We start from the raw sequence: 24,992 nt of genomic DNA, 5'->3' as shown, positions 1-24,992 counted from the left end.
ATCCGCGTTCGTCGATCAGGGGGCGCTCCGAAACGGAGTGAAGGCCCGCGCCGCGCGTTGCTACGCTGCCGGCCATGGTGCGGGTGACGAACAGGACCATGACCGGCAGCTGCTTCGCCGGGGTGAAGGTCACGCTCGACGTGGAGCAGGCCGCCGAGCGCAGCGTGCACGTCGCCGACGACTTCATCGACCTGCGCGACCGCGACCGCGACGACGAGTACATGCGCGAGGAACTCGCCAACGAGCAGTGGGTGGCGGAGCTGACCAAGGGGGCGCTGCGGGGCGTGCGCCGCGCGCTCATGCAGTACGAGTACCGCACCGGGCCGCTGCGCGTGGTGCTGGTCAAGCACTACCTGCACATCGTCGACTCCGGCTACGGGGCGGTGTCGAGTGGCGCGTCCCTGGCGGTGCAGGCGGCGATCGCACTGCTTCCGCACCGCATGGTGCGCGACTGGGTAACGTTCACCGAGGCCGGTCCGGTCGTGCGGCTGGCCAACCCCGTCGACGCCGAGGTGGGGATCACCGACGCCGAGGTCGTCATCGAGGTTACGCCCGCCGCCGAGCGTGCCGTCGTGCTCGCCGAGGACTTCGCCGCCGACGTCACCGCACCCCGCCTGGACGCGGCGGACCTGGCGCGGATTCCCGACATCGCGGTCGCGGCCGCGCACGCCGCCCTGGACAAGCACGAGGAGCGGGTCGGGCCGCTGCGCCTCACGCTGCTCGGCCACCGACCGCACCAGGCCGTGCCCTGGTCGCTGGAGCACCAATACGGGGGTGCCCTCGACGACGGGGTGCGGATGGCCGTGGAACAGCTGGAGTTCGCCCTGGCCGAGCAGGCCGGCTAGGGCCAGTCGTCGCCCGCGTCCAGGCGGCGCTGCAGCAGCGTCTCCAGCGGCATCGACTCGCCGTCGCGCGCGCCCCGGCCGACGATCAGCGGTGGGTCGGCGGGTGGCACCTCCGCGCCGAGCACCCGGGCCCGCAGCGACGACGGCACGCCGAGCACGTAGTAACGGCCGTCCTCGGTGATCGCGAGGGTGCGGTTGCGGTGCACGTACCAGCCGCGCAGGTTCGTCCGGTAGCGGCCGCCGCCGTCGTAGGCGAACGCCGTCAGCGCCGTGGTGCGCAGGCCGCGTGCGGCCGCCTCGCGGGCGAACCGGGTCACCAGCTTCATCGCCTGCGCCGTCTCGGCCGCCCGGCGGCGCTGCTCGGCCAGCGCATGCTGCGCCACCGCGTGATCGCGCCGCGCGCGCCAGTCCGACTGCTCCGCCACAGCCCGACCCTAACCCGGCCACCGGGCGCTCAGCCCGCCGGCATCACCGCCAGCCACCAGTCGCCGGTCAGGTGCTCGGGCTCGACGGTGATGGTGAGCAGGTCCGGATACTGGGCGCTCAGTCCGCGCACCTTCGCGTCGTCGGAGGCGGGCGCGAACTCCGACTGCCACGTCTGCTGCTCGTAGTCCCACCAGGTCGTGACGTCGACGAGCACGCCGTTGATGCGCAACCGCAGCACGCCGGGCGTCTGCGACCGGGCCATGATGCGCACCCCGCCGCTGCGCCAGTCCAGCGTCGCGGTGCGCGGGCCGTCCGCGGTGAGCAGCACACTGGTGCCCGTCGCGTACGCGGGCCGGTCCAGCGGCGGCAGCACCGCCGGGCGCTCGGGCAGGTCGACCTGGTCGAACCCGACGGCCTCGCCGACGAGCAGAGCGAGCACACCGTCCGCGGGCACCTCGGCCTTCGGCTCCGTGACCGGGGTCGAGGATCCCGTGTAGACGTACGCGACGTCCAGCGCGAAGGTGACCGTGACCGGCTTGCCAACCTCGACGCCGGCGGCACGCAGGGTGTCCGCGGCGGGCGTGAGCCGGCTGTCGAAGGACAGGCCGTCGGTCGCGCAGTCCACCGCGCCGAGCGCGTTGCCGCCGACCCACACCTTGACCTCGAGTGGCACCTCGTACCCGGAGTGCGTGCAGGCGGGGAAGAACGCCAGGTCGAGAGTGGACGGGGTGAAGGTGAGCTCGCCGGTCTCCGCGGCGAAGGTGGCCTGCGCGCGTTCGGTGATGCGGTAGCCCTGGTGGAAGTCGGGCACGCCGGCCAGGCCGTCCGGCTCGCGACCCGGTCCGATGGCATATCCGGTGATGCCGGCCAGGACCACGGCGAGCGCCGCCGCGGCGGAGGCGAGCCGGCCGCGGCGCTGCTGCACGATGCGCTGGCGTACGCCTGCCAGCCGCTCGTTGCCGGCCGGGGCGTCCTCGTCGATCGCGGGCAGGGCCTGCAGGTCGGGGTCGAGCCGCAGCCGGGCCAGGCCCTTGGCGGCGTAGCTCTTCACCGAGCCCGGCGAGATGTCCAGCGCCTTGGCGATCTCGGCCTCGCTGAGGTCCTCGAAGTAGCGCAGCACCAGCACGACCCGCTGCTGGCGGGACAGCCTGCCGAGCGCCCGCCACACCTCGTCGCGCTCGTCGACGGCCGCCTGCGGCGCGGCCATCGGCTGCTCGGGCAGCGTCTCGGCGGGGCGCTCGCCGTTCCACCGGCGGCGCCACCAGGACCGGTACGTGTTGAGCAGGACCTGCCGCACGTACGGTTCCGGGTCGCCGTTGATGCGCCTCCACGCCGACCACGACTTGACCAGGGCGGTCTGCAGCAGGTCCTCGGCCAGCGCGTGGTCACCGGTGAGCAGGTATGCGATGCGCAGCAGGTGCCGCGACCGCGCCATCACGAACTCGTCGAACTCCGCCGTGCCGGCCATGCTCCGCAAGCCTCCTGATCGCCGCCGTCAGCAACACGTACCGGTTGGACGGCGGCGTCGGTGGGTGGTGTCGCGAGAAAATCTCGCCCGTAGGCTACTTGCCGGGCAGGGCGGCGGTCAGCCACCAGTCGCCGGTCATGTGCTCGGGCTCGACGGTGATCACCACCGTGGCGCCGGAGTCGAGGTCGAGTCCCAGCCGCTGCGCGTCGTCCTTGCCGAAGCTCAGCACGGCCTGCGGGTTCTGCTCGTAGTCCCACCACTCGAACTTCTCGACCGGGATGCCGTTGATGGACACGAGCAGGCTGCCGGGGGTCTGCGCACGGGCGCGGAAGGTCAGGGCGCCCTGCCACTTCAGCGTGGTCACCCCCGCTTCGGGGCCGTCGACCCGGGCTCGGCCGGGCACGGAGTCGGGACCGGGCAGCGGTTCGAGTCGCGCGGGCCGCGACGGCAGCGGGTACTGCTCGAACGGCAGCCGCTCGGCCACCGCCACCGCCATCACGCCGCCGCCGTCGCCCGACCGGTCGGCCGAGACCGCCGCGCCCACGGCGGTCAGCGTGATTCGGGCGTGCTGCCCGACGCGCACGTTCCAGGCCGCCGCGGTCCTGTCGGTCAGGGGGCGGGCGGTGGCGAACTCCAGCCGGGTTCCGCAGGCGATGGTGGTCACATAGTTGCCGTTCACGCTCAGCTCGACCTCGGCCGGCAGCAGGCCGGTCGCGCAGTCCGCGAACAGGGTCAGATCGGTGCTGCCCGGCGTCCACACCACCTCCGCCGTGCGCTGGGAGAAGTCCGCCTGCAGCCGGGCCACGATGCGGTGCCCCCGGTACAGCTCGGGCAGGCCGGCGACGTCACCGCGGTCCGGGCCGGGCGCGACGGCGTAGCCCGAGACCGCGGCGATGACGACCAGGCAGGCCGCGGCCGCCGCGGACAGCCGGTTGCGGCGGCGCTGCGTGATCCGCCGACGGACGGCGACCAGCCGCTCGTTGCCCACCGGCGCGTCGTCGGGCTGCGGCAGCGCGCGCAGCGAGGGGTCCAGGCGCAGGGTGGCCAGACCCCGGGAGGCGTACGCCTTCACCGCGCCCGCTGAGATGTCCATGGTCCGTGCGATCTCCGCCTCGGTGAGGTCCTCGAAGTACCGCAGCACCAGCACCACGCGCTGCTGGCGGGGCAGCCGGTCGAGGGCGCGCCACAGCTGGTCGCGCTCGTCGACCGCGCTGTGCGGCGACGGCCCGGCGTGCTCGGGCAGCGTCTCGGTGGGGCGCTCGCCGTGCCAGCGCCGCCGCCACCACGAGTTGTACGTGTTGACCAGCACCCGGCGCACGTACGGCTCGGGGTCGCCCTGGATGCGCTTCCACGCCGACCAGGACTTGGCCAGCGCGGTCTGCAGCAGGTCCTCGGCCAGGATGTGATCGCCCGAGAGCAGGTACGCGATGCGCAGCAGGTGGCGCGAGCGCACCGTCACGAACTCGTCGAACGTCGCCGTGTCGGCCATGCTCCCCGTGCCTTTCCGTCTGCGGTGTCGAGATCCTGTACGACCTGGGCCGCCGCCGGGGTTGCGCGACCGGTGCGAAGTTTTCGGCGGGGGGTGTGTCCGCGCCGGCAGCGGCGCTCCGGGCTCGTGGAGGCGAGCGCGACGGTCTCACGGATCTCGTCGGTCCGCTGCCCGAACCGGTCCCGGGATCAGGGAGGATGGCGGGGTGGAGATGTGGAACAACCCTTCGTGCTCGAAGTGCGCCGATGCCCGGGAGACGTTCGAGCTCAACCAGGTGCCGGTGACGCTGCGGCCGTACCTGGACGCGCCGCCGACCGCGGCCGAGCTGGCCGAGGTGCTGGGCCGGCTCGGCGCGCAGCCGTGGGAGATCTGCCGGCTGGGCGAGCCGGTCGCCGCCGACCTGGGCCTGGCGGACTGGAGCCGGGACGAGGCCGACCGCCCCCGCTGGATCGCGGCGATGGTGGCGTACCCGCAGCTCATCCAGCGCCCGATCCTGCTACTCGACGACGGCACCGCGATCGTGGGGCGCACCCCTGAGGCACTGGCGCGAGCCCTGGCCACGCCGACCACCGACTGACACGGCACAGGCAGCCGTCCCGGCGGAGTCCGCCCGGGACGGCTGCCTGCTGCGGGCGGGTGACTCAGGCCAGCAGCTTGTTCAGCTCGCCGTAGCTCAGCGCGCCGGTCAGCGTGTCGTAGGTGCCCTTGGCCAGCAGTTCCTCGGTCGCCCGGCGCATCACCGCGTACGCCGCCTCGGCCACCGACGAGCCGAGGCTCACCCGGGCCACCCCGAGTGCGGCCAGCTCGGCGACGGTCGGGGAGCCCGGCCCGGCCAGGATGTTCAGCGGCGCGCCCACCCCGGCGACCAGCTCGGCGATCACGGCGGGGTCGGCCGTGCCGGGCACGAAGACGCCGTCCGCGCCCGCCGCGACGTAAGCCCGTGCGCGGGCGAGGGCGTCCGCGACGTCGCCGCCGCGCAGGAACGTGTCGACCCGGGCGTTGATGAACAGTCCCGCCCCGGCGGCGGTGCGGGCGGCGGCGATCCGCCGGGCGGCCTCGTCCACCGGCAGCAGCGGCGCGGGGCCGACCCGGTCGCTGTCCTCCAGGTTGACCCCGGCCGCACCGGCCGCGACCACCAGCCGGACCGTCTCGGCGACCCCGGCCGCGTCGGTCGCGAACCCGCCCTCGATGTCGGCGGTCACCGGCACGGCCACCGCGCCCGCGACCCGGGCGACCAGGTCGACAGCGCGGTCGCGGTCCAGCACGTCGCCGTCCGCCGCGCCCAGGCTCCAGGCCACCCCGGCGCTGGTCGTCGCCACCGCCGCCGACCCCGCCTGCTCGGCGAGCCGGGCGCTGGCCACGTCCCACGCGTTGGCGAGCAGGAGCGGAGTGCCGGGCTGGTGCATGGCGCGGAAGGCGCCGTACTTGTCGATCGTCATGGGCACAGTCCACCACGGGCTCCCCGACGGCGGCTGGCGGGAAAACGACGTCGACGTGCCGCGCGACCGCGATGTCGTTTTCTCGCGAGTCACCCGGTCCCCGCCCTGGCTACGGTGGGGGCATGCACGAGAACTTCGAACGCTGCGTCCGCGCGGTGCAGTCCCGCGACGCCCGCTTCGACGGCTGGTTCTTCACCGCGGTGACCAGTACCCGCATCTACTGCCGGCCCAGCTGCCCGGTGCCGCCGCCCCAGGTGCGGCACATGACCTTCCTGCCCAGCGCGGCCGCGGCCCAGCAGGCCGGATTCCGGGCCTGCAAACGGTGCCGGCCCGACGCGAGCCCCGGCTCGCCGCAGTGGAACGCGCGCGCCGACCTGGTGGGCCGCGCGGTCCGGCTCATCGCCGACGGGGTCGTCGACCGGGAGGGCGTGCCGGGCCTGGCCCACCGGCTGGGCTACAGCACCCGGCAGGTGCAGCGGCACGTGCTGGCCGAACTCGGCGCGGGGCCGCTGGCGGTGGCCCGCGCGCAGCGCGCCCAGGCGGCCCGCACCCTGATCGAGACCAGCACCCTGCCGCTGGGCGACGTCGCGTTCGCGGCGGGCTTCGGCAGCATCCGCACCTTCAACGACACCGTCCGCGAGGTGTTCGGGCTGACCCCCGGCGAGCTGCGCGAACGGGCCGGTCGCGGCGTACGTGTAACGGCCGCGCCGGGCACCGTCACGGTCCGCCTGCCGTACCGGGCCCCGCTGGCCGCCGATGAGCTGTTCACGCAGCTCGCCGCGGACGCGCTGCCCGGGGTGGAGGAATGGCGCGACGGGGCGCTGCGGCGCACGCTGCGGCTGCCCCACGGCACCGGCGTCGTCGCGTTGCGGCCCGCCGCCGGGCACGTCGAGTGCCGGCTGTCCCTGGCCGACCTGCGTGACCTCGGCAGTGCCGTCAACCGGTGCCGGTGGCTGCTCGACCTCGACGCCGACCCGGTCGCCGTGGACGCCGCGCTGGCCGCCGACCCGCTGCTCGCGCCGCTCGTCGCGGCCCTGCCGGGGCGGCGGGTGCCGCGCGCCGTGGACGGCGTGGAGCTGGCGGTGCGGGCGGTGCTCGGACCGGACGCGGCGGCGCGGCTCGTCACGGCGTACGGCGAACCCGTGGCCGATCCGGACGGCGGTCTGACCCGCGTGTTCCCCGACGTGTCCACGCTGGCGGCAGTCGATCCGGCGCTGCTGGGGGTGGCGGAGCAGGCCGAGAAAGCGTTCACCGCGCTCGTCGACGCGGTCGCCGTGGGCGAGCTGGACCTCGGCGTCGGCGCCGACTGGACGGCGGCCCGGCGGCGGCTGCGGGAACTGCCGGGGCTGGACGACTCCACCGTGGAGCTCATCGCCATGCGCGCCCTCGGCGACCCCGACGCCTGGCCCGCGACCGGGCACGACAGCGGCGTCGCGCCGGCCGAGCAGTGGCGGCCCTGGCGGGCGTACGCCCACCGGCACCTGGCGGGGTGACGACCGGGGCTGCGGGCTTGGCGTCTTCCGGCACCGGGTGGGGTGGTGACCGGGACGGCGTCTTGGCGGGCGACGCGGCCCGGATTACAGTGCGACGATGCGAGAGACGTCGATCAGTCGCGGTGCCGCCGGGACGGTCAGCGCGGCACTGCTCGTGCTGGTGCTGGCCTACCTTTACGGGGCCGTCGCCTACCTCGTCAGTGACGCGGCCTACTTCCCCGAGCAGTCCCCGCCCGGCTGGTCCTGGCCGGCCGTCCTGGTGACCATGTTCGGGTTCGTGCCCGCCGCGGTCATGCTGCTGTTCGCCTGGGGCGCATGGCGGTCGCCGCAGGTCCGGGCCGACCCGTTCACCCGGCGGCTGCTGGTCGCGGCCGGGGTGGCCACCGCGCTGATGCTCCTGGTGATGGCCACGCCGCCCGGCTGGGAGCTGTTCGACTGGTACGTCAGCTGACCGGCTGCTGCTCCGGCTCCGAGCGGCGCACCGTGCGCTGCTCGGCCCACTGCGACGTCTCCGCGGCGACCAGGCTCTCCACGTTCTCCACGAGCAGGGTGTCGGCGCGCTCGCCGTCGTAGGGCACCGCGCCCGCGCTCCACACCACGGCCTCGCGCTGCATCGCGACCAGCGTCGCGCTGGCCCGGATCCAGCTCTCGCCCGGCCGGACCAGCTGCCGCAGCCCGGCCAGCACCGCGACCAGCGCACCGAGCACCGCGGCGACGGCGGTGGACGCACCGAGCGCGGCCGCGGCGGGGATGCTCGCCGCGATCACGACGGTCACCCCCTCCAGGGTGTAGTTCGTGACGCGCTGGCGGCTCACCTGCCTGGCGTACCACAGCAGGCGTTCCTGCACGCTCACCGGCAGCTGTGCGCCGCCGGGCGAGGTGAGCCGCTGCCACCAGATGCTCTGCGCCGTGCCGCCGTCCGCCATCGCGTTCCTCCCGGAAGTCCCGATGATGGTGGCACGGCGAGGGATACGGGACCAGACGTCGTGGAAACTTCCCGACAGCGGGTGTTGTCCGAAGCAGATACGCGAGTGTCGACTTCCTGAGCAAACGTCGACTGGATGCCCTGCGGTCAGTCGTCGGTGTACTTCTTGACGGTCGCGGTGATGAAGCTGCCGGCGTCGACTCGCCCTCCCGCAGGCGGATTCTGTGAGAGCACCACCCAGTTCGAATCGATCATGGGTAGCCGGTGGGCGCCCGTCGCATCGTGCGCCGGTGCGACATGCAGGCCGGCCGCGCGCCAGATGTCCTGGGCGGCCTGGTAGTCCTTGCCGACGCCGTCAGGAACGACGACCTGGGTCGGCGGAGTCGGCGTGGACTCGGGCGACCGCACCGGCACATCGGCTGCCGTGGCGGCGGGTCGAACGGCCGGGGTCGCACTCGGTGTCGGCACTTCATGCGAGATCTCGCGCGGGGGAGTTCCGGCGCATCCCGCCAGTACGAGTACGAGTGCCGCCACTGCACCTGTGCACCTCCGGCGTGACGGACGGGGACGGTCCGAGGGCGGTCCATCGGTGAGCGGGCTCAAGCGTTGCCGTGCCGGGGGGATCCACATTTTTCCCACGTTATCGTTCGATACATGGCCAGATACCCCTTGTCACCCTGTCGAGGGCGGAAGAGATTGCGCGTGCCGCGAGAGCTGACGGGACGTCATTACGCCAGGCGCGGTGAGTATCGGATCATCTATGCCATCCACGACGAGCGGGTGGTGGTCGAGGTCGCCAACGTGCAGCGACGATCAACCGTCCACCGCACCCGCTGATTCCTCCGGTTCCGGATCGAGGCGCACGACGGCCACCCGCAGTTTTATGTCGTCGAGTCGGCCGGTGCTGATGCGGCAGGTCGTGCCCGAATGGCTGCGGCGACGTTGAGCGCGGCGAGCAGCAGGACCAGGCCGCCCGTGAGCCAGGCGCCGTAGCCTAGGCGGAGTGGGGCCGTCGGCCACTTCTGATGCATGTTCGCGGCGGCCTGCCATAGGCCGAAGGCGAGTGTCGCGGCGGCGCCGAGACCGGCGCACAGGGCAAGGATCCGCTGCGACCGAGGGGTGGCCAGGAACGCGGCCAGTGCGCCTGCCGAGATCAGCACGACGGCAAGGTTGAGTACCGCGCTGCCGGAGACCTGGAACGTCTGCTCGTCTCCGACCCACATGAGCAACACCTCCGGCGGCATCTCCTGTAGCTCGTACGCCTGCGCGGTCTCGCTCCACATCAACTGCTCGAAATCGACTTCCGGGGTGCCGCCGACGACCAGATCCCACCCGTTCCAGGAGATGTCGTACCGGCCCTGCTCACTCCCCTGGCCGAAATGGAGGAAGGGCAGTATCAGGCATGCGCCGGCGGCCAGGAAGCCGATGGTGTTCAGTATGCGTCCGAGCCTTGTCATTGATTCCCCGTCGTCCGGTGTCCGCGACGGTGAGTGTCGCAGTGCGGGTCAAGGCCAGGGCTCGGTTGGGTGGCTCGACCCGGGTCAGGCGTCCGGTCCGGCTTCCAGGTCGAGGCACACGCTGTTGATGCAGTAGCGGGCGTCCTTCGCGGTGAAGCCCTCGCCGTCGAACCGGTGCCCCAGGTGCGAGTCGCAGTTGGCGCACCGCACCTCGACCCGCAGCATGCCCATCGACCGGTCCTCGATGTAGCGGATGGTCCCCGGCAGCGCCTCGTCGAACGACGGCCATCCGCAGTGGTCACATTGTCGAATCGCGCCTGTGAAGCATTTGGTCGAGGGCGGCGTCCAGATCACGGCTCCGGTTGAATCCACGCTTAGTGATCAGTTCGATCGCTGCGCGGGCAACGGTTAAGTCTTCGCTGTTCGCGACCGAGAGCAGGGCCCGCAGATCGGCGAGATCCTGCGGGCGGGACTCATCGTCACAGGCAAGTAGTTTGAGTGCTATGAGATGCCCTGTGGTGGCGACCGGCAGCAACAGCCCAGAAACGATTTCCAGCTGTTCTGCGGCGTTGGCAATCTCCGGCTCGATCCCGGAACTTGCGAACAGCAAGTCCACCGTAACGCCGACGCCATCGCTCAGCCGCTTCAGTCTTACCGTCGCCAATCTCCCGTTGTCGTGTTCGACAGAGGCGGAGAAGGTGTAACCGTTGCCGAGGAAGTTGCGGACCAATGCCTCGGCTGCGTCGTCATTCGCCACCATCACCGCGACGTCGACGCCTAGGCTCGGTTCTCGCTGAAACCGCGAACCCTCCGACCAGGGCCCACTTGGAACCGTATCGATAGAGGTCCTTTGTCGCCTGGTGCAGGGCTTCTTCGACGCGGTTCATGCAAACCTGTGCGACGGACGTCCCGGTGCATCGCCAACCGGGGCGTCGGGCCTGGATGACAACCACTCTTGAATGGCTGCGTCGATCTCGGCATCGGATGCGGATGGCCGCGAACGCCGAAGCCGGGTTCGCAGCATCCGCTCGCCAAGTTCGTACATCTCCAGAGCCACGCGTAGTCGATCGGCCGCTGTTTCCTGGGACATGCAGCCAGCCTACGCGGGCTTCTCCTCGAGGTCGAGGCACACGCTGTTGATGCAGTAGCGGGCGTCCTTCGCGGTGAAGCCCTCGCCGTCGAACCGGTGCCCCAGGTGCGAGTCGCAGTTGGCGCACCGCACCTCGACCCGCAGCATGCCCATCGACCGGTCCTCGATGTAGCGGATGGTCCCCGGCAGCGCCTCGTCGAACGACGGCCACCCGCAGTGGCTGTCGAACTTGGTCACGCTGTCGAACAGCGCCACGCCGCAGGCCCGGCAACGGTAGGTGCCCGGGGTCTTGGTCTCGACGTACTTGCCGCTCCACGGGGCCTCGGTGCCCGCCTGGCGCAGCACGCGGAACTCCTCGGGATTGAGGCGCACGCGCCACTCTTGCTCGCTCAGCTGGCTGACGTTCTGCTCCATGCCTCGACCGTACGCGGTAGCGTCGGGCCATGCCCAAGGCCCCAGCGCTCGAGTACGAGGTCGGTAACCGTTCCGTAAGACTCAGCAGCCCGGACAAGATCTACTTCCCGGACCGCGGTTTCACGAAGCAGGACGTCTTCGAGTACTACCTTGCCGTGTCCGAGCCCATGCTGCGGGCGATGCGGGACCGCCCCACCATGTTGCAGCGCTTCCCCGACGGCATCGACGGGGAGATGTTCTTCCAGAAGCGGGTGCCGGCCCGGGGCGTGCCGGAGTGGATCACCACCGCGGAGATCAAGTTCCCGAGCGGGCGCAAGGCCGACGAGCTGTGCCCGAAGGAGCCCGCCGCCCTGCTCTGGGCGGCGCAGATGGGCACCATCGTGTACCACCCGTGGCCGGTGCGCGCACCCGTCACGGAGAACCCCGACGAGCTGCGCATCGACCTCGACCCGCAGCCCGGCACCGACTTCGCCGACGCGGTGAAGGTGGCGGGGCTGGCCCGTGGAGTGCTGGACGACGCGGGGCTGGTCGGCCACCCGAAGACCTCCGGCGGCCGGGGCATCCACATCTATGTGCGGATCAAGCCGGACTGGTCGTTCGTCGAGGCGCGGCGGGCGGCGATCGCGTTCGCCCGGGAGCTGGAGCGGCGCGACCCGAAGCTGATCACCACGGCGTGGTGGAAGGAGGAGCGCGGCGAGCAGGTCTTCATCGACTACAACCAGATGGCCCGCGACCGCACCATCGCCGCGCCGTACTCGCTGCGGGCCAACCCCCGCGCCACCGTGAGCACCCCGGTGACCTGGGACGAGCTGACCCAGATCGAGCCCAACGACTTCGACCTGCGCACCGTGCCGCCGCGGCTGGCCGAGGTCGGCGACCTCTACGCGGGCATGGACGACGTGCAGCACGACCTCGGCACGCTGCTGGAGTGGTGGGACCGCGACGAGCGTGACCGCAAGCTCGGCGAGATGCCGTACCCGCCGGACTATCCGAAGATGCCCGGCGAGCCGATGCGGGTGCAGCCCAGCCGCGCCCGCACCGACCACGCCGAGTAACTCGTCCGCGGACGCGGAGATGCCCCGCCACCGAGCCGGTGGCGGGGCATCTGCGTGCTACGACGGGCGGCTCACTGCGCCGGGCACACCGTGCCCGGCGGCGGCACCACCAGGTTGATCAGGAAGTCGTTGACGTGCTTGTTGATGCAGCGCGTCTCCGGGTAGGCGGTGTGGCCCTCGCCGTCCCAGGTGAGCACGACGCCCACGCCGAGCATGTCGGCGAGCTTCTGGGTCTGCTCGTACGGCGTGGCCGGGTCGCCCTTGGTGCCCACCACCAGGATCGGCGGTGCGCCGTCGGCCTTGCCGGTCGGGTACGGGTCGCGCTGGGCGGGCCAGATCGAGCAGGTCAGCATGCCCACCGCCAGTGGCGCGCCGAACAGCGGGTACTTCACCCGCCACTCCGACTGCAGCCGGCGGATGTCCTCGACGGTCGCCGGTTTGCCGTCGTCGGCGCAGTTCACCGCGGCGTTGGCGTCGAACAGGTTGGTGTACTCGCCGTTGGCGTCGCGGTCGGCGTAGGAGTCGGCCAGCGCGAAGATCGCCTCGGACTTGCCGTCCTGCAGGTCCGCCAGGGCCAGGCCCAGGTCGGGCCAGCGGGCCTGGGTGTACAGCGACGACACCACGCCCCAGAAGATCCAGCCGGCGGTGGCCTTGCGCCCGTCGGGGTTGCCGACGGGGTTGGTGTCGGCCTCCTGCATCAGTTTCTCCACGACGGCGCGGGCGTCGCCGTCGATCGGGCACTGGCTCTTGTTCTTCGCGCACCAGGCGGAGAAGTTGTCGAACGCGCGCTCGAAGCCCATCGCCTGGCTCTCCGAGGACTGGATCGACGACTGGAGCGGGTCGACCGCGCCGTCGAGCACCATGGCCCGGATGTTCTTCGGGTACAGCTGCGCGTACACCGCGCCGAGCAGGGTGCCGTAGGAGTAGCCGAGGTAGTTCATCTTGCCCTCGTTGAGCGATTCCCGGATCGCCTCCATGTCCCGGGCGGCCTGCTCGGTGGCGAACAGGCCCAGCCGGTCGCCGTACTTGGCCTTGCAGCCGTCGGCCATCTTCTTGGTCAGTGCCAGGACCTCGTCGAACTCCTCCTGCGTCACCGGGTCGGGCTCGCTGGCGAAGGTGGCGTCCAGGTCGGCGTCGGTGTAGCAGTCGACCGGGGTGGAGCGGCCGACGCCGCGCGGGTCGAAGCCGACGATGTCGAAGCGCCGGGTGATCTCCGCGGGCAGGCCCAGGGTGAGGTATGCCGCCAGGTCCACACCGGACGCGCCGGGCCCGCCCGGGTTGACCATCAGCGCGCCGATGCGGTCGCGCTGGTCGGTGGCCCGGGCCCGCATGACCTCGATGTCGAAGGTCTGGCCGTCGTCGGGTTTGTGCCAGTTCTGCGGCACCTTCACGATCTTGCATTCGAAGGTGTATCCGGACGGTGCCTTGCCGAGCAGGTCAGCGGCGATCTCCGGGCACAGCCGCCAGCCCGGTTCGGGGCTGACGGCGGCGGCCTCGGGGCGGCGGCCGAAGTCGGGCAGCGGGAGTATGCACCCGGTGGTGGTCAGTGCCGAGGCCGCCAGCGCGACGACGGCGCGCGCCACCTTCTTGTCAAGCCTGAGTCGCACGAGCGTGTTCACTCCCCCCGGAACGGATCCGCCCGAGCCTACGGGGTACGCAGTACCTCGTCGACGTTGAGGCTGATAGGACGGTCGAGCTGGTCATAGGTGCAGGACCGGGGGTCGCGGTCGGGGCGCCAGCGCTTGAACTGGGCGGTATGCCGGAAGCGGTCGCCCTCCATCGCGTCGTAGCCGACCTCGACCACGAGCTCGGGGCGTAGCGGTTCGAAGCCAAGGTCCTTCCCCCCACTCCATCGGCTGGGCGCACCCGGCACACGCTGACCGTCCGAAGCCGACCCCCAGGTGTGCTCGGCGGGGTTGCGGTACGGCTCCAGCTCGTCCAGCAGCTCGGCCCGGCGTGCCGCGGTGAACGCCGAACTCGCGCCGACGTGGTGCAGCACGCCGTGCTCGTCGTACAGGCCGAGCAGCAGCGACCCGACCACCGGCCCGGAGGTGTGGTACCGGAACCCGGCCACCACCACGTCCGCGGTGCGCGCGTGCTTGATCTTTAACATGAGCCGCTTGCCGGGGGAGTAGGGCATGGCGGCCGGTTTGGTGATGAGCCCGTCGAGCCCCGCGCCCTCGAACGCGGTGAACCACTCCCGGGCGGTGTCCGCGTCGGTGGTGACCGGGGTCAGGTGCACCGGCGGCTCCACGTGGGCCAGGGTCTGCGCCAGCAGCGCCCGGCGCTGGGCGTACGGCTGGTCCATCAGCGACCGGTCGTCCAGGGCCAGCAGGTCGAACGCGATGATGTCGGCGGGGGTCTCCACGGACAGCTTGTTCACCCGGGAGGCCGCCGGGTGGATGCGCTGGTTGAGCATGTCGAAGTCGAGGCGGGGGATGCGGCCGGTGTCGCGGCGGATGCAGACCAGCTCGCAGTCGATCACCGACCGGGCCGGGAACTGCTTGAGGGCCTGGTTCACGACCTCGGGAAAGTATCGGGTCAGTGTCTTGCCGCCGCGGCTGGCCAGCTCGACCTCGTCTCCGTCGCGGAAGATGATGCAGCGGTAGCCGTCCCACTTGGGCTCGAACGTCATACCCGGTTCATCGGGAATCTTCGACACCGGCTTGGCCAGCATCGGTTCCACAGGGGGGTTCACCGGTAGATCCATGCCACCAGTCAACCAGCAAACCGCCCACCCCGCGCCAATCCCCCCGTTTTCCCAGCCCGTTCTCACGTTTCGTGTTGATCATGAACCTATGGCACGGTTCGGCGGCGTGTCACGTCCACCACTTCATGATCATCAGCGTGGGTCGGGCCGCCGGCGAACCGGTTCGTCCGGCCGAGCAACCCACGCGCCCGAAGCCGCCGTTTTGACGGCGACCGAGAGGGGTGAGGCGATGCCGGACGACTCCGATTTCCGCGAGTACGTGACAGGCCGGCTCGACCAGTTGCGCCGCACGGCATACCTGCTGTGCGGTGACTGGCACGCCGCGGACGACGTCACGTCGACCGCCGTCATGAAGCTCATGCGGCACTGGCGGCGCATCCGTGAGCTGGAGAACATCGACTCGTACGTCCGCCAGGTGCTGCTGCGCACCTGGCTGGACGAGCGCCGTCGCCCGTGGCGGCGGGAGTGGGCGACAGCGGTGCTGCCGGTGCGGGCCGTCGCCGCAGCGGACCGGGTGGTGGACGAGCGCCTCGCCATCATGGGCCACCTCGCCGCGCTGCCCGCCCGGCGCAGGGCCGTCATCGTGCTGCGCTTCTACGACGACCTGTCGGTCGAGGAGACCGCCGCGGTGCTCGGCTGCAGCACGGGCACGGTCAAGAGCCAGACGTCGCGCGCGCTGGACACCCTGCGCGCGGCGCTCGTCCCCGTTCCGGAGACCGCCGAGGAGGCAGCGCGATGAACCTGCAGGAGATGCTGAAGACCGCCGTGGCCGACCCGCCGCCGCCCGCCATCGACCTCGACGATCTGACCCGGCGGGTACGCCGCAGGCAGGTGTCGACGCGCTGGGCCGTAGGCACCGGTGGGCTCGGCCTTGCGGTGGCCATGGCGGTCGCCGCCGTCGGCCTGGCACCGCTGGACGGCGGCGCGCCGTGGCAGCCGGAGAGCGGTGCCACTCAGCTCGTGCCGCCGGTCTCCGCCGATCCGCGGCAGGAACTGCTGGCCGCGCGCCTCACCGCGCAACTGCGGGAGCTCGGTCCGGAGTTCGGCGTCCCGGCCGGCACGGTGTTCACCGTGGAGCGGGGCGAGTGGGGCGCCGCAACGGACGGCTACTGGTACGTGGCCCGCTGGTCCTCCGGCGGCGTCCAGCTGGCGATCATCGTGCGGCGGGCGCTCATCCCGCTGGAGGACGGGTGCGCCAAGAACGGCCCGGACATGTCCTGCGAGCGCACCGAGGGCGCCGACGGCTCGGTCAACTACGTCGTCACGGAGGGCGCCGGTGCGGCGCCGTCCCGCCAGGCGGAGAACTACCGGCTCGACGACACCGCGGTGATGGTCACCGCCGCCGGCGGAACGGCTTTCACCGTGGAGCAGCTGCTGACCCTGGCCCAACTGCCGGGCTGGTCACTGGTCGGCTGAGCCCCGCCCGCGACGGGCGCGCCACCGGCGATGGGACCGGGGCGCGCCCGTCGTGCCGCGGCCGACACAGGCTGGCCGGTGCTTCGCCGCCGTCGTGTGCCGTCGGGGTCACGTGGTGGCCGGGCCGGAAGCGGCCTGCTCCTGCTCGAACCGGAACTCTCGGATGAAGCAGTCGCGCGGCTGGCCCACCGCGAAAAGCACGCAGTCGGCGACCGAGCGCGCCGTGAGCATCGCCTCGGCGGTACGCGGCCCGTCCTGCACGAAGTCCGGTGGGTACAGCGAGATCACCCGGATGCCCTCGGGGCGCAGCCGGTGCGACAGGATGCCGGCCAGCCCCGCCTGCGCGTGTTTGGCGGCGTAGAAGGCCGGATGGGCGGTCGAGCGGTGGTGGCCGGTCTCGCCGCAACCGGAGATCAGGTTGACGACGTCCGGTCGGGTCGATGCCCGCAACAGTGGCAACAGGTGCTTGATCAGCAGCGTCGTCCCGGTCGCCGCCCCGCTGATCATCGACACGATGGCGTCGTCGGGGGCGTCCTCCAGACCTGGCCCTTTCGCGTACGCGGCCGCGTTGTTGACGAGCACGTCGAGGTGACCGGTCCGTTCGGCGAGCGCGGCGGCGAACCCGCGTACCGCGTCGGGGTCGGCCAGGTCGCACCGGAACGCCTCGGCGCGGCCCGGCCCGTCCTTGTTGATCAGGTCAGCGGTGGCGGTGGCGGCGCCGACGTCCCGGGCGGACAGGTACACGTGCGCGCCCCGGGCCGCGAAGTCGGCGGCGAGCAGCCGCCCGGTGTCCCGTCCCGCGCCGGTGACCGCCACCCGCAGTCCCTCGAAGATCATGCCGATATCCCACCACCTCCACCGCACTTGAGGTCAACTGACCGTCCTCCCCCGACGATCATGAACTTAGGCCGGCGACACGCCGCCGAACCTGCCCCTAAGTTCATGATCAACGCGGGATGCGGCGGTGCGTGGGCGGTGGGCTGCAACAAACCTGCACATCGATTGTCTTGCATGCGCGGAAAGCGCTTTCCTATGCTCGGGTACTACGTCGAGTTGTGTCGATGTTTCGATCTCTTGACGATCCGGTCTCGCGGAAGGAAGGCGCATGAAGGTACGTTTCCGGCTCGCCACCGCCGCGGTGGCGGCCACGGTGGCGGCGGCGATGCTGTACGCGGGCACCGCCAACGCCGCCACGCTGTTCAGCGACGACTTCAACGATGGCAACTCGTCCGGCTGGACCACGTCCGGCGGGACCTGGTCGGTCGCCGCCGACGGGACTTCAGTGCTGCGGCAGGCGGGCACGAGTTCCGACGCCCGGGCCCGGGCGGGCTCGACGGCCTGGGCGAACTACACGGTGACCGCGCGGGTGAAGCTGACCGCGGTCAACGGCACGAACCGGTTCGCCGCGCTGCTGGCCAGGGCGCAGTCCAACACCAGCTACTACTACCTGGCGCTGCGCACCAACAACACGGTCGAGCTCAAGAAGCTGGTCGGCGGATCGTCGACGACCCTGGCCAGTGCGGCGGTGACCGTCACCACCGGCGCCTGGTACACGCTGAGCCTGAACGTCAGTGGCAGCAGCCTGCGGGGCAGCGTCAACGGCGGCGCTGCGGTGTCCGCCGTGGACAGCCAGTTCGCCACCGGCCAGATCGGCGTGGCCACCTACAACGCGGCCGCGAACTTCGACGACGTGCTCGTCGCCGACGCGGCCGGCCCGTCGCCGAGCCCGAGCACGGGTCCGTCCGCGAGCCCGAGCTCGAGCAGCAGCCCGAGCGCGAGTCCGCGGCCCAGCAGCCCCAGCCCGAGCGCCAGTCCCAGCGCCAGCCCGAGTCCGAGCGGGCCGCCGCCGAACCCGCCGGGGCCGGGGCAGCCGGACGGGTTCGCCACGGTTGCCGGATACGGTCAGGCCACCACCACGGGCGGGGCCGGCGGGCCGGTCGTCACCGTGGACACCACCGAGGAGTTCCTGGACTACATCGCCCGCACCGGGCCGTACACGATCCAGGTGTCGGGCACGATCACGCTGCCGACGGGCACCACGGACGGCATGCACAACGTCAGCTCCGACAAGACGATCGTGGGCCTGGGCTCGACCGCGCGCCTGGTCGGCGGGGGCCTGAACATCGGCGTGCCGGTCAGCGACGCGGTGACCTCGCCGCCCGCGAACGCGGTGCACAACATCATCATCCGGAACCTGTCCATCAGCGGCGCCACCGACGACCTGATCAACGTGCAGATGTTCTCGCACCACATCTGGATCGACCACAACGACCTGTCCGACGGCGGCGACGGCGCGCTCGACATCAAACGCGGCTCCGACCTGCTCACGGTGTCCTGGAACAGGTTCCACGACCACGACAAGACGACCCTGGTCGGCCACGACGACGCCAACGGCGCGCAGGACACCGGCCGGCTGCGGGTGACGTACCACCACAACTTCTTCGACCGCTCCGACCAGCGCAACCCGCGGGTGCGCTTCTCGCCGCTGGTGCACGTCTACAACAACTACTACTTCGACAACAGCTACGGCATCGCGTCGACCAACGAGTCCGGCCTGTTCGTCGAGGGCAACTACTTCTTCAGCGTCAACAACCCGGGCCGGGTCGAGTTCAGCGGCCCGCTGGGCCGCATGGTCGAGCGCAACAACATCCTCGTCGAGTGCAACCACCCGATCGAGGTGCGCGGCACCGTCACCGACCCGGCGACCTTCTACCCGTACACCGTGGACGACCCGGCCTCCGTGCCGACGATCGTCCCGGCGGGCGCGGGCGTCGGAAAGATCTGAGGGGGTACGCCATGATCGAGCGCGTCGTGACAGTCCAGCCCTTCGCCGTCGACGAGTCTGTCGAGGTGGCGGCATGAGGGCGGCACACCGGGCGTGGGTCGCCACGGCCGTGCTCGCCGCGACGGTGGCGTTCAGCGCCGTCGCGGTCAGCCGGGCCGACGCGGCCACGCTGCTCAGCGACGACTTCGCCGACGGCAACGCGAGCGGCTGGTCGACCTCGGGCGGCAGCTGGTCGGTGTCCGGCCAGGCCTACCGCCAGTCGAGCACCGGCGCGGACGCCAAGGCCCAGGCGGGCTCGACCGCGTGGATCGACTACACGGTCCAGGCCCGGGTGCAGCCGACGGCGTTCGGCAACAGCACCCGGTCGGCGGGTGTCGTCGCCCGCGCCCAGAACATGACCAGCTTCTACGCGCTCGTGCTGACCGGCGGCGGGACGGCGCAGCTGCGCCGGGTCTCCGGCGGCGGCGTGACGACCCTCGCCAGCGCGCCGGTGGGCGTCACCACCGGCACCTGGTACACGCTCGCGCTGCGGGTCAGCGGCTCCCAGCTGTCCGGCGCGGTCAACGGGGCGACCCTGCTGACCGCGACCGACGGCACGTTCGCCGCCGGGCGGGTCGGCCTGTCGGCGTCCTACGCGAGCGCGGCCTTCGACGACGTGACCGTCGACGGCGGCCCCGGCACCCCGCCGAGCCCGAGTGTCAGCCCGCCGCCGTCACCCTCGGCCAGCGCGTCACCCGCACCGAGCCCGTCCGCCTCCGCGAGCGCGTCACCGAGCCCGAGCAGCAGCCCGCGCCCGAGCGCCTCCCCGTCGCGGCCGCCGAGCCCGTCGCCGAGCACCAGCCCCGGCCCGGTGCCGCCGAACCAGGCCGACGGATTTGCGAGCGTGAATGCACTTGGCCAGAACGGCACCTACGGCGGCGTGGGCGGCCCGACGGTGGTGGTCGACACCACGGCTGAGCTGCTGGCCGCCATCGACGCCATCGGGCCGATGGTCATCCAGGTGCAGGGCACGATCACCATCGACAGCAAGCGGGGGGTACGCCCGAACAAGACGATCGTCGGGCTCGGCTCCAACGCGACGATCAGCGGCGGCGGGTTCGACTTCTACCGCTCGTACAACGTGATCGTCAGGAACCTGACCTTCACTGGCGCCGAGGACGACGCGGTCAACGTGGGCCAGAACTCGCACCACGTCTGGATCGACCACAACCGCTTCGTGGCCCCCGTCGACGGCTCCATCGACATCGTCCGCGGCGCGGAGTACGTGACCGTCTCCTGGAACCACTTCGACCACACCGACAAGTCGATGCTGATCGGCCACTCCGACGGCAGCGCGAGCGAGGACGTCGGCCACCTCAAGGTGACCATCCACCACAACTTCTTCGACCACAGCCGCCAGCGCCACCCCCGCGTGCGCTGGGGCGACCCGGTGCACGTCTACAACAACTACTTCCTGGCCAACGAGCTGTACGGCGTCGCGTCCACCCAGGACGGCGGCGTCCTGCTGGAGGGCAACTACTTCCAGGACGTGCCGTTCCCCTGCTTCTCGGCGAGCGGCTACGCCGACAGCGGCCCGGGCCGGCTCGTCCAGCGCAACAACGTGTTCGTCGGCTCCGGAACCTGCGAGGTCTCCGGCACGGTGGCCGACCCCGGCACGTCCTACGCCTATACCGTGGCGGCCCCGGGCACCGTGCCCGCGGCAGTGACCGCGGGCGCCGGCGTGGGACGGATCTGACGGTGGGCGGTGGGGCGGCGTCCCGGCCGCCCCACCGGCCGGGGCCCCTCACCTGAGTTGATCATGAAGTTGTGGCTGTGACACGCCGTCGAGCCGTGCCACAAGTTCATGATCAACGCGGGAACGCGGACGGGTCAGCAGGAGCCGAGGGTGGTGGTGCGGGTGACGCGGAAGGTGGCGATGGGGGCGACGGGTGGGTTTTCGACGGCGTACGCGGTGCCGTCGTGCTTGCTGAACTCCGCCACGGCCTGCCCCGACATCGGCACGAGGACCAGGTTGAAGTCCTTGCCGGAATCGCCGGACGTGCCGATCACCACGCGCTCGGCCCGCCACGTGTCGCCGTCGAACTTCAGGAGCTTCTCCCAGTAGTACTTCGGGTCGCCCGGGCGCTGGACGAACAGCCCGACCTCCCGGCCCGGCGGCTTGCTGCCCTGCCCGGTGAGGTCCGCGCACCGCGGCACGGCGGCGGCGCTGGTCAATTGGAAGCCGACCGGGGACGGCGACGGCGCCGCGGACGGGGTGGCGGCCGGTGGCGGCCCGGAGCCGGTGGCGGCGGGTGGTGGCGGTGCGGAGCCGGTGGCTACGGGGGATCGGCCGGGTAACGACTGGTTGAGCAGCGCCACGGTCACGCCGATGAGGGCGGCCAGCACGAGTCCCAGGAGGGCCCACTGGGTTGCGCCCCAGCGGCGCTTGGACGGCTTGTTCTCCGGCGCGGTCATCCCTTGTGGATACCGCACGCGGGCGAGGTGCGCCACCGCCCGCGTGCGGTCGGCCCGAAGGCCCAGATCAGCGCAGCGTCGCCTGGGCCAGGACGGTCGGCGATCCGCCGTCCCAGGAGCCGGTGAGCACGAGTCCGCTGCCGACGGCGGAGCCGAGCACCCGGTGCACGGTCAGCTCGACCGCGCCGGTGACGACACGGGTCGGGTCGCCGTCGGTGGTCTGCTCGATCGCGCCGACGACCGGAACGGTGGTGCCCGGGACGCCGCTGCCGCGCAGCGACATGGCCGCGGCCCGCTTCTCCGGCCGGCCGTCGACGTCGACGAACTCCTCGGCCTCGCCACCGCCGGTGAGGATCGCGGTGGTCAGCGTCTGCAGGTAGACCGGGTCGCCGGCGGCGTCGTACACCCAGCGCCTGCCGAGCACGGAGTGCTCCGTGGTGCCGACGAGCCACGGCTCACCGCCGGGCAGCGGCGCACCCCGGTAGGTGAGCGGGACGTGCAGCACCGGGCCGTCATCTGCCTGGACCAGAATCGTCTCGACGCCGACCTCGCCGTCGGGGTCGTCGAAGCGGCACGCGGCCACCCGGTGCGCGCCAGGCGCCGCCGGCCCCTGGTACCAGGAACGGGTGGGCAGCCAGGAGTCGATCAGTTCGAGCTTGGTCGGTCGGATGTCCGCGCGGTACAGAAGTGCCATGTCCGGCATCGTAAACGCCGGGCCGGAACGCCCGACGGGGTCGCTTCCGGGCGGTGGCACGCGGCACCGGCGAAACGCGGCAGGCGGCCCCGTGCGGCGATACGGCTGAGATCGGCAAAGCTGCGCCGGGCGTACGCGTGGCGCGTAGGTTCGGACGGGTGGCCACCTTGACGGCGGTGAACGTCGGCCTGCCCAAGGACGTCGACTGGCGCGGGCGGACCGTGTACACCGGGGTGTGGAAACAGGCTGTGGACGGCCCGGTGATGCTGCGCCGGCTCAACCTCGACGGCGACGGCCAGGGCGACCTCGGCGGGCACGGCGGCGAGCAGCGCGCGGTGCTCGTGTACCAGCAGGACTCCTACCGCTACTGGCAGCGGGTGCTGGGCCGCGACGACTTCGTGCCCGGTCAGTTCGGCGAGAACTTCACCGTCGACGGACTGCCCGACGACGAGGTGTGCATCGGCGACCGCTACCGCATCGGTGAGGCAGTGGTCGAGGTGACGCAGCCGCGGGTGACCTGTTACCGGGTGGGGCTGCGGATGAACGAGCCGCGGATGGCGGCGCTGATGGTCGCGCACCGCCGGCCGGGCTTCTACCTGCGAGTGCTGACCGAGGGCCTGGTGCGGGCCGGTGACGAGTTCGTGAGACTGTCCACCGGGCCCGAGGCGATGACGGTGGCCGAGATCGACGCCCTGCTGTACCTGCCCGGCCACTCCCGCGACGACGCCGCGCGGGCCCTGCGGATCCCGGCGCTGAGCCCCGGCTGGCAGGCGTCGATGCGGGCGCTGCTCGACCAGGCCGACGGACGGTCGGGCAACCCGGGGCTGGCCACCACCGGTGCACCGCCCGCGTGGGCCGGATTCCGGCCGCTGATCGTCACCGCCCTCGACGAGGAGGCCCGTGACGTGTTCTCGCTGCACCTGGCCGCCGCTGACGGGTCCCCGTTACCCGCGGCGCTGCCCGGCCAGTTCCTGACGGTGCGGCTGCCCGCCGCGGACGGGCCGCTGATCCGCAGCTACTCGCTGTCCGGGACGCCCGGCGACGCGATGTACCGGATCAGCGTGAAGCAGGAGCCGCACGGCGCGGCGGGGGCGTACCTGCGCGCCAACGCCCGGCCGGGCCTGACCGTCGAGGCTGCCGCGCCGCGCGGCTCGTTCACCCTCGACTCCGGCGAGCAGCCGGTGCTGCTGCTGTCGGCCGGGATCGGCGCCACGCCGATGATGGCCATGCTGCACGCCCTCGCCGCTTCGCAGCCGGACCGGGCGGTGTGGTGGGTGCACGGCGCGCGTGACCGCGCCGAGCACGCCTTCGCGGCGGAGAGCCGGGAGCTGCTCGGACGGCTCCCACACGCGCACGTCCAGATCTGCTACAGCCGACCCGCTCCCGAGGACCGGCCGGACCGGGACTTCACCACCGCGGGCCGGATCACCGCCGACGTGCTGCGCGGGCTGGGCCTGCCTCCGGACACCGCCGCCTATCTGTGCGGCCCGGCCGACTTCACCCGGGAGGTCACCGCCGCGCTGGGTGAGCTGGGACTGAACCCGGGACGGGTGCACAGCGAGCTGTTCGGCTCGGAACCGGGACTGACCCCCGGCATCGCCGCCGCGCCCGCGCGGCCGCCGCACCCGCCGGACGGCCCGCCCGGACCAGGTCCGGCGGTGTCCTTCGTTCGCAGCGGGCTGACCGTGCCCTGGGGGCCGGACTACGCCAGCCTGCTCGAACTCGCCGAAGCCTGCGACGTGCCGGTGCGCTGGTCCTGCCGGACCGGGGTGTGCCACACCTGCGAGAGCGGTCTGCTGTCGGGCAAGGTGGCGTACTCGCCCGAACCCGTCGACGCCCCCGGCGACGGCAACCTGCTGATCTGCTGCTCCGAGCCGACCACCGAGCTGGCCCTCGACCTGTGACAGGGCGCCGCCCGGTCAGAACGTCTTGAAACTGCGGATCGGCATCCGGGGGCCGTACTTGGGCGCGCCGATGCCGGAGACCTCGATGAGGTGGCAGACCCGGCCGCGCTGCCCGGCGAACGGGGCGAGCAGCTCCAGCATCCGGGCGTCGGTGCCGCGGGGCTCCCCGGCCAGCGCGTAGCAGACGAAGTTCGGCAGGTGGAAGTCGCCGACGCTGACCGCGTCGGGGTCGCCGAACACCACGGCCGCCGTCTCCGCGGCGGTCCACGGACCGATGCCGCGGATGGTGAGCAGGTGCGCGGTCAGGGCCGCGCTGTCGGGGCGGCGTTCCAGCCGGCCGGCCTGGGCGGCGACCCGCCGCAGCGTGTCGGCTCGCCGCTGCTCCAGGCCGAGCGGGTGGAACTCGTAGTACGGGGTGGTTGCGATGATCTCCGGCTCGGGGGGCAGCCAGAGGTTCTCCACCGGGCCGGGTGCCCTGGTGCCGAACCTGCGGACGATCGCGGCGTACGCGCGGTAGGCCTCGGTGCCGGTGACTTTCTGCTCGCATACCGCCCGTAGCAGCCGGGGGAACGCCAGGCGGGTCGTCGGCAGGCGCAGCCCGGCGTGCTCGCGGGCCAGCCGGGCGACCAGCGGGTGCGCCTTCGACAGCTCGGCGAACCCGGCGACGTCGTCGCGTAGCCCGGCGATCGCATCGGCCTGCTCGGCCAGCCAGGCGGCGCCCTCGCCGTACGCCTCGACCTGCAGGAACCGGCCCGCGGCGCGCAGCGCCAGGCTGCCCGGACCTTGCGGGGTCCGGGCAGCCAGCCAGTAGACGCCGTCGATCCAGCGTGCGCAGGGGTCGTGCCGGCCGAGGCTGAGCTGCCCGAGCGTACCGACGATGTCGTATCGCTCAGGCAGCTCGTGTCGCTCGGTCACGGCATCGAATCTG

27 protein-coding genes and 1 pseudogene are annotated in these 24,992 nt (G+C 72.0%); 11 read left to right on the top strand and 17 right to left on the bottom strand.

The window, feature by feature from the left end; all coding sequences use genetic code 11:
* Positions 1-74: 74 nt before the first annotated feature.
* The gene (locus tag FLL47_RS02645) at positions 75-845 is read left to right on the top strand and encodes a hypothetical protein (RefSeq protein WP_144118791.1); all 771 of its coding nucleotides are present in this window, start codon (positions 75-77) and stop codon (positions 843-845) included.
* Here FLL47_RS02645 and FLL47_RS02640 read toward each other — a convergent pair.
* The 3 genes from FLL47_RS02640 to FLL47_RS42660 form a co-directional block, all read right to left on the bottom strand.
* A complete protein-coding gene (locus FLL47_RS02640) occupies positions 842-1,270 on the bottom strand; it encodes a hypothetical protein (protein ID WP_144118790.1) in 429 nt (142 codons plus the stop codon). The genes FLL47_RS02645 and FLL47_RS02640 overlap by 4 nt on opposite strands.
* 29 nt (positions 1,271-1,299) lie before the next feature.
* The gene (locus FLL47_RS02635; protein WP_144118789.1) at positions 1,300-2,739 is read right to left on the bottom strand and encodes a SigE family RNA polymerase sigma factor; all 1,440 of its coding nucleotides are present in this window, start codon (positions 2,737-2,739) and stop codon (positions 1,300-1,302) included.
* Between the two features lie 94 nt (positions 2,740-2,833).
* A complete protein-coding gene (locus tag FLL47_RS42660) occupies positions 2,834-4,228 on the bottom strand; it encodes a SigE family RNA polymerase sigma factor (RefSeq protein WP_186315530.1) in 1,395 nt (464 codons plus the stop codon).
* A 211-nt stretch (positions 4,229-4,439) separates the two neighbouring features.
* Here FLL47_RS42660 and FLL47_RS02625 point away from each other — a divergent pair, with 211 nt between their 5' ends.
* Positions 4,440-4,805: an ArsC/Spx/MgsR family protein gene (locus tag FLL47_RS02625; RefSeq protein WP_222105951.1), complete on the top strand. Its 366-nt coding sequence runs from the start codon at positions 4,440-4,442 to the stop codon at positions 4,803-4,805.
* Between the two features lie 64 nt (positions 4,806-4,869).
* Here the strand turns inward: FLL47_RS02625 and FLL47_RS02620 are convergent, their stop codons facing one another.
* The gene (locus tag FLL47_RS02620; RefSeq protein ID WP_144118787.1) at positions 4,870-5,667 is read right to left on the bottom strand and encodes an isocitrate lyase/PEP mutase family protein; all 798 of its coding nucleotides are present in this window, start codon (positions 5,665-5,667) and stop codon (positions 4,870-4,872) included.
* 122 nt (positions 5,668-5,789) lie between these two features.
* Between FLL47_RS02620 and FLL47_RS02615 the strand changes: the two genes are divergently transcribed.
* Both FLL47_RS02615 and FLL47_RS02610 read left to right on the top strand, forming a co-directional pair.
* Positions 5,790-7,160, top strand: a complete 1,371-nt coding sequence (locus FLL47_RS02615; RefSeq protein WP_144118786.1) for a DNA-3-methyladenine glycosylase 2 family protein — start codon at positions 5,790-5,792, stop codon at positions 7,158-7,160.
* Positions 7,161-7,257: 97 nt separating this feature from the next.
* Positions 7,258-7,611: a hypothetical protein gene (locus FLL47_RS02610; RefSeq protein WP_144118785.1), complete on the top strand. Its 354-nt coding sequence runs from the start codon at positions 7,258-7,260 to the stop codon at positions 7,609-7,611.
* Here FLL47_RS02610 and FLL47_RS02605 read toward each other — a convergent pair.
* Entirely contained in the window at positions 7,604-8,086 is a 483-nt protein-coding gene (locus tag FLL47_RS02605; RefSeq protein WP_144118784.1) for a DUF4231 domain-containing protein, read from the bottom strand. The two genes, FLL47_RS02610 and FLL47_RS02605, sit on opposite strands and share 8 nt — an antisense overlap.
* Positions 8,087-8,232: 146 nt before the next feature.
* Positions 8,233-8,493, bottom strand: coding sequence for a PASTA domain-containing protein (locus tag FLL47_RS42655; RefSeq protein WP_186315529.1), 261 nt, complete (start codon positions 8,491-8,493; stop codon positions 8,233-8,235).
* 294 nt (positions 8,494-8,787) lie between these two features.
* Here FLL47_RS42655 and FLL47_RS44630 point away from each other — a divergent pair, with 294 nt between their 5' ends.
* Entirely contained in the window at positions 8,788-8,922 is a 135-nt protein-coding gene (locus FLL47_RS44630) for a type II toxin-antitoxin system RelE family toxin (RefSeq protein ID WP_281286635.1), read from the top strand.
* A gap of 44 nt (positions 8,923-8,966) precedes the next feature.
* Here the strand turns inward: FLL47_RS44630 and FLL47_RS02595 are convergent, their stop codons facing one another.
* The 5 genes and pseudogenes from FLL47_RS02595 to msrB all read right to left on the bottom strand — a co-directional run bounded on the left by FLL47_RS02595 (position 8,967) and on the right by msrB (position 11,046).
* Positions 8,967-9,542, bottom strand: coding sequence for a hypothetical protein (locus FLL47_RS02595; protein ID WP_144118782.1), 576 nt, complete (start codon positions 9,540-9,542; stop codon positions 8,967-8,969).
* An 84-nt stretch (positions 9,543-9,626) separates the two neighbouring features.
* A pseudogene (locus FLL47_RS02590) lies at positions 9,627-9,839 on the bottom strand (peptide-methionine (R)-S-oxide reductase); the annotation flags it as partial.
* A 1-nt stretch (position 9,840) separates the two neighbouring features.
* Complete coding sequence (locus FLL47_RS02585; protein WP_222105941.1) at positions 9,841-10,302, bottom strand: nucleotidyl transferase AbiEii/AbiGii toxin family protein; 462 nt, start codon at positions 10,300-10,302, stop codon at positions 9,841-9,843.
* A 123-nt stretch (positions 10,303-10,425) separates the two neighbouring features.
* On the bottom strand, positions 10,426-10,632 hold the full coding sequence (locus tag FLL47_RS45105; RefSeq protein WP_144118780.1) for a hypothetical protein: 207 nt from the start codon (positions 10,630-10,632) through the stop codon (positions 10,426-10,428).
* A gap of 9 nt (positions 10,633-10,641) precedes the next feature.
* Positions 10,642-11,046 carry a peptide-methionine (R)-S-oxide reductase MsrB gene (gene msrB, locus FLL47_RS02575; protein ID WP_144118779.1) on the bottom strand — a complete coding sequence of 135 codons (405 nt, stop codon included), beginning with the start codon at positions 11,044-11,046 and terminating at the stop codon, positions 10,642-10,644.
* A gap of 29 nt (positions 11,047-11,075) precedes the next feature.
* On the opposite strand from msrB, the gene ligD reads away from it, so the two are divergent.
* The gene (ligD, locus tag FLL47_RS02570; protein WP_144118778.1) at positions 11,076-12,101 is read left to right on the top strand and encodes a non-homologous end-joining DNA ligase; all 1,026 of its coding nucleotides are present in this window, start codon (positions 11,076-11,078) and stop codon (positions 12,099-12,101) included.
* A 71-nt stretch (positions 12,102-12,172) separates the two neighbouring features.
* Here the strand turns inward: ligD and FLL47_RS02565 are convergent, their stop codons facing one another.
* Entirely contained in the window at positions 12,173-13,708 is a 1,536-nt protein-coding gene (locus tag FLL47_RS02565; RefSeq protein WP_186315528.1) for an alpha/beta hydrolase, read from the bottom strand.
* A gap of 38 nt (positions 13,709-13,746) precedes the next feature.
* On the bottom strand, positions 13,747-14,811 hold the full coding sequence (locus FLL47_RS02560) for an ATP-dependent DNA ligase (RefSeq protein ID WP_144118776.1): 1,065 nt from the start codon (positions 14,809-14,811) through the stop codon (positions 13,747-13,749).
* Positions 14,812-15,040: 229 nt separating this feature from the next.
* Here FLL47_RS02560 and FLL47_RS02555 point away from each other — a divergent pair, with 229 nt between their 5' ends.
* A complete protein-coding gene (locus tag FLL47_RS02555) occupies positions 15,041-15,550 on the top strand; it encodes a SigE family RNA polymerase sigma factor (RefSeq protein ID WP_144118775.1) in 510 nt (169 codons plus the stop codon).
* Positions 15,547-16,227 carry a hypothetical protein gene (locus FLL47_RS02550; protein WP_144118774.1) on the top strand — a complete coding sequence of 227 codons (681 nt, stop codon included), beginning with the start codon at positions 15,547-15,549 and terminating at the stop codon, positions 16,225-16,227. The genes FLL47_RS02555 and FLL47_RS02550 overlap by 4 nt, the downstream gene beginning before the upstream one ends.
* 108 nt (positions 16,228-16,335) lie before the next feature.
* Here FLL47_RS02550 and FLL47_RS02545 read toward each other — a convergent pair whose 3' ends face one another.
* On the bottom strand, positions 16,336-17,064 hold the full coding sequence (locus FLL47_RS02545) for an SDR family oxidoreductase (protein WP_144118773.1): 729 nt from the start codon (positions 17,062-17,064) through the stop codon (positions 16,336-16,338).
* 268 nt (positions 17,065-17,332) lie between these two features.
* On the opposite strand from FLL47_RS02545, the gene FLL47_RS02540 reads away from it, so the two are divergent.
* The gene (locus FLL47_RS02540) at positions 17,333-19,012 is read left to right on the top strand and encodes a pectate lyase family protein (protein WP_144118772.1); all 1,680 of its coding nucleotides are present in this window, start codon (positions 17,333-17,335) and stop codon (positions 19,010-19,012) included.
* A gap of 73 nt (positions 19,013-19,085) precedes the next feature.
* Positions 19,086-20,747: a pectate lyase family protein gene (locus FLL47_RS02535; RefSeq protein ID WP_144118771.1), complete on the top strand. Its 1,662-nt coding sequence runs from the start codon at positions 19,086-19,088 to the stop codon at positions 20,745-20,747.
* 134 nt (positions 20,748-20,881) lie between these two features.
* Here the strand turns inward: FLL47_RS02535 and FLL47_RS02530 are convergent, their stop codons facing one another.
* Together FLL47_RS02530 and FLL47_RS02525 are read right to left on the bottom strand one after the other, a co-directional pair.
* Positions 20,882-21,466, bottom strand: a complete 585-nt coding sequence (locus tag FLL47_RS02530; RefSeq protein ID WP_144118770.1) for a hypothetical protein — start codon at positions 21,464-21,466, stop codon at positions 20,882-20,884.
* Between the two features lie 67 nt (positions 21,467-21,533).
* Positions 21,534-22,160 (bottom strand): CG0192-related protein, encoded by a 627-nt coding sequence (locus FLL47_RS02525; protein ID WP_144118769.1) that lies wholly within the window; start codon positions 22,158-22,160, stop codon positions 21,534-21,536.
* Between the two features lie 158 nt (positions 22,161-22,318).
* Here FLL47_RS02525 and FLL47_RS02520 point away from each other — a divergent pair, with 158 nt between their 5' ends.
* A complete protein-coding gene (locus FLL47_RS02520) occupies positions 22,319-24,064 on the top strand; it encodes an MOSC and FAD-binding oxidoreductase domain-containing protein (protein ID WP_144118768.1) in 1,746 nt (581 codons plus the stop codon).
* A 15-nt stretch (positions 24,065-24,079) separates the two neighbouring features.
* On the opposite strand, the gene FLL47_RS02515 is transcribed toward FLL47_RS02520, so the two are convergent.
* Entirely contained in the window at positions 24,080-24,961 is an 882-nt protein-coding gene (locus tag FLL47_RS02515; RefSeq protein ID WP_246157486.1) for a DNA-3-methyladenine glycosylase family protein, read from the bottom strand.
* Positions 24,962-24,992 lie beyond the last annotated feature (31 nt).

It is taken from the genome of Catellatospora sichuanensis (assembly GCF_007483665.1).
Lineage (GTDB): Bacteria > Actinomycetota > Actinomycetes > Mycobacteriales > Micromonosporaceae > Catellatospora > Catellatospora sichuanensis.
This window is presented reverse-complemented; position numbering and strand designations above follow the sequence as displayed.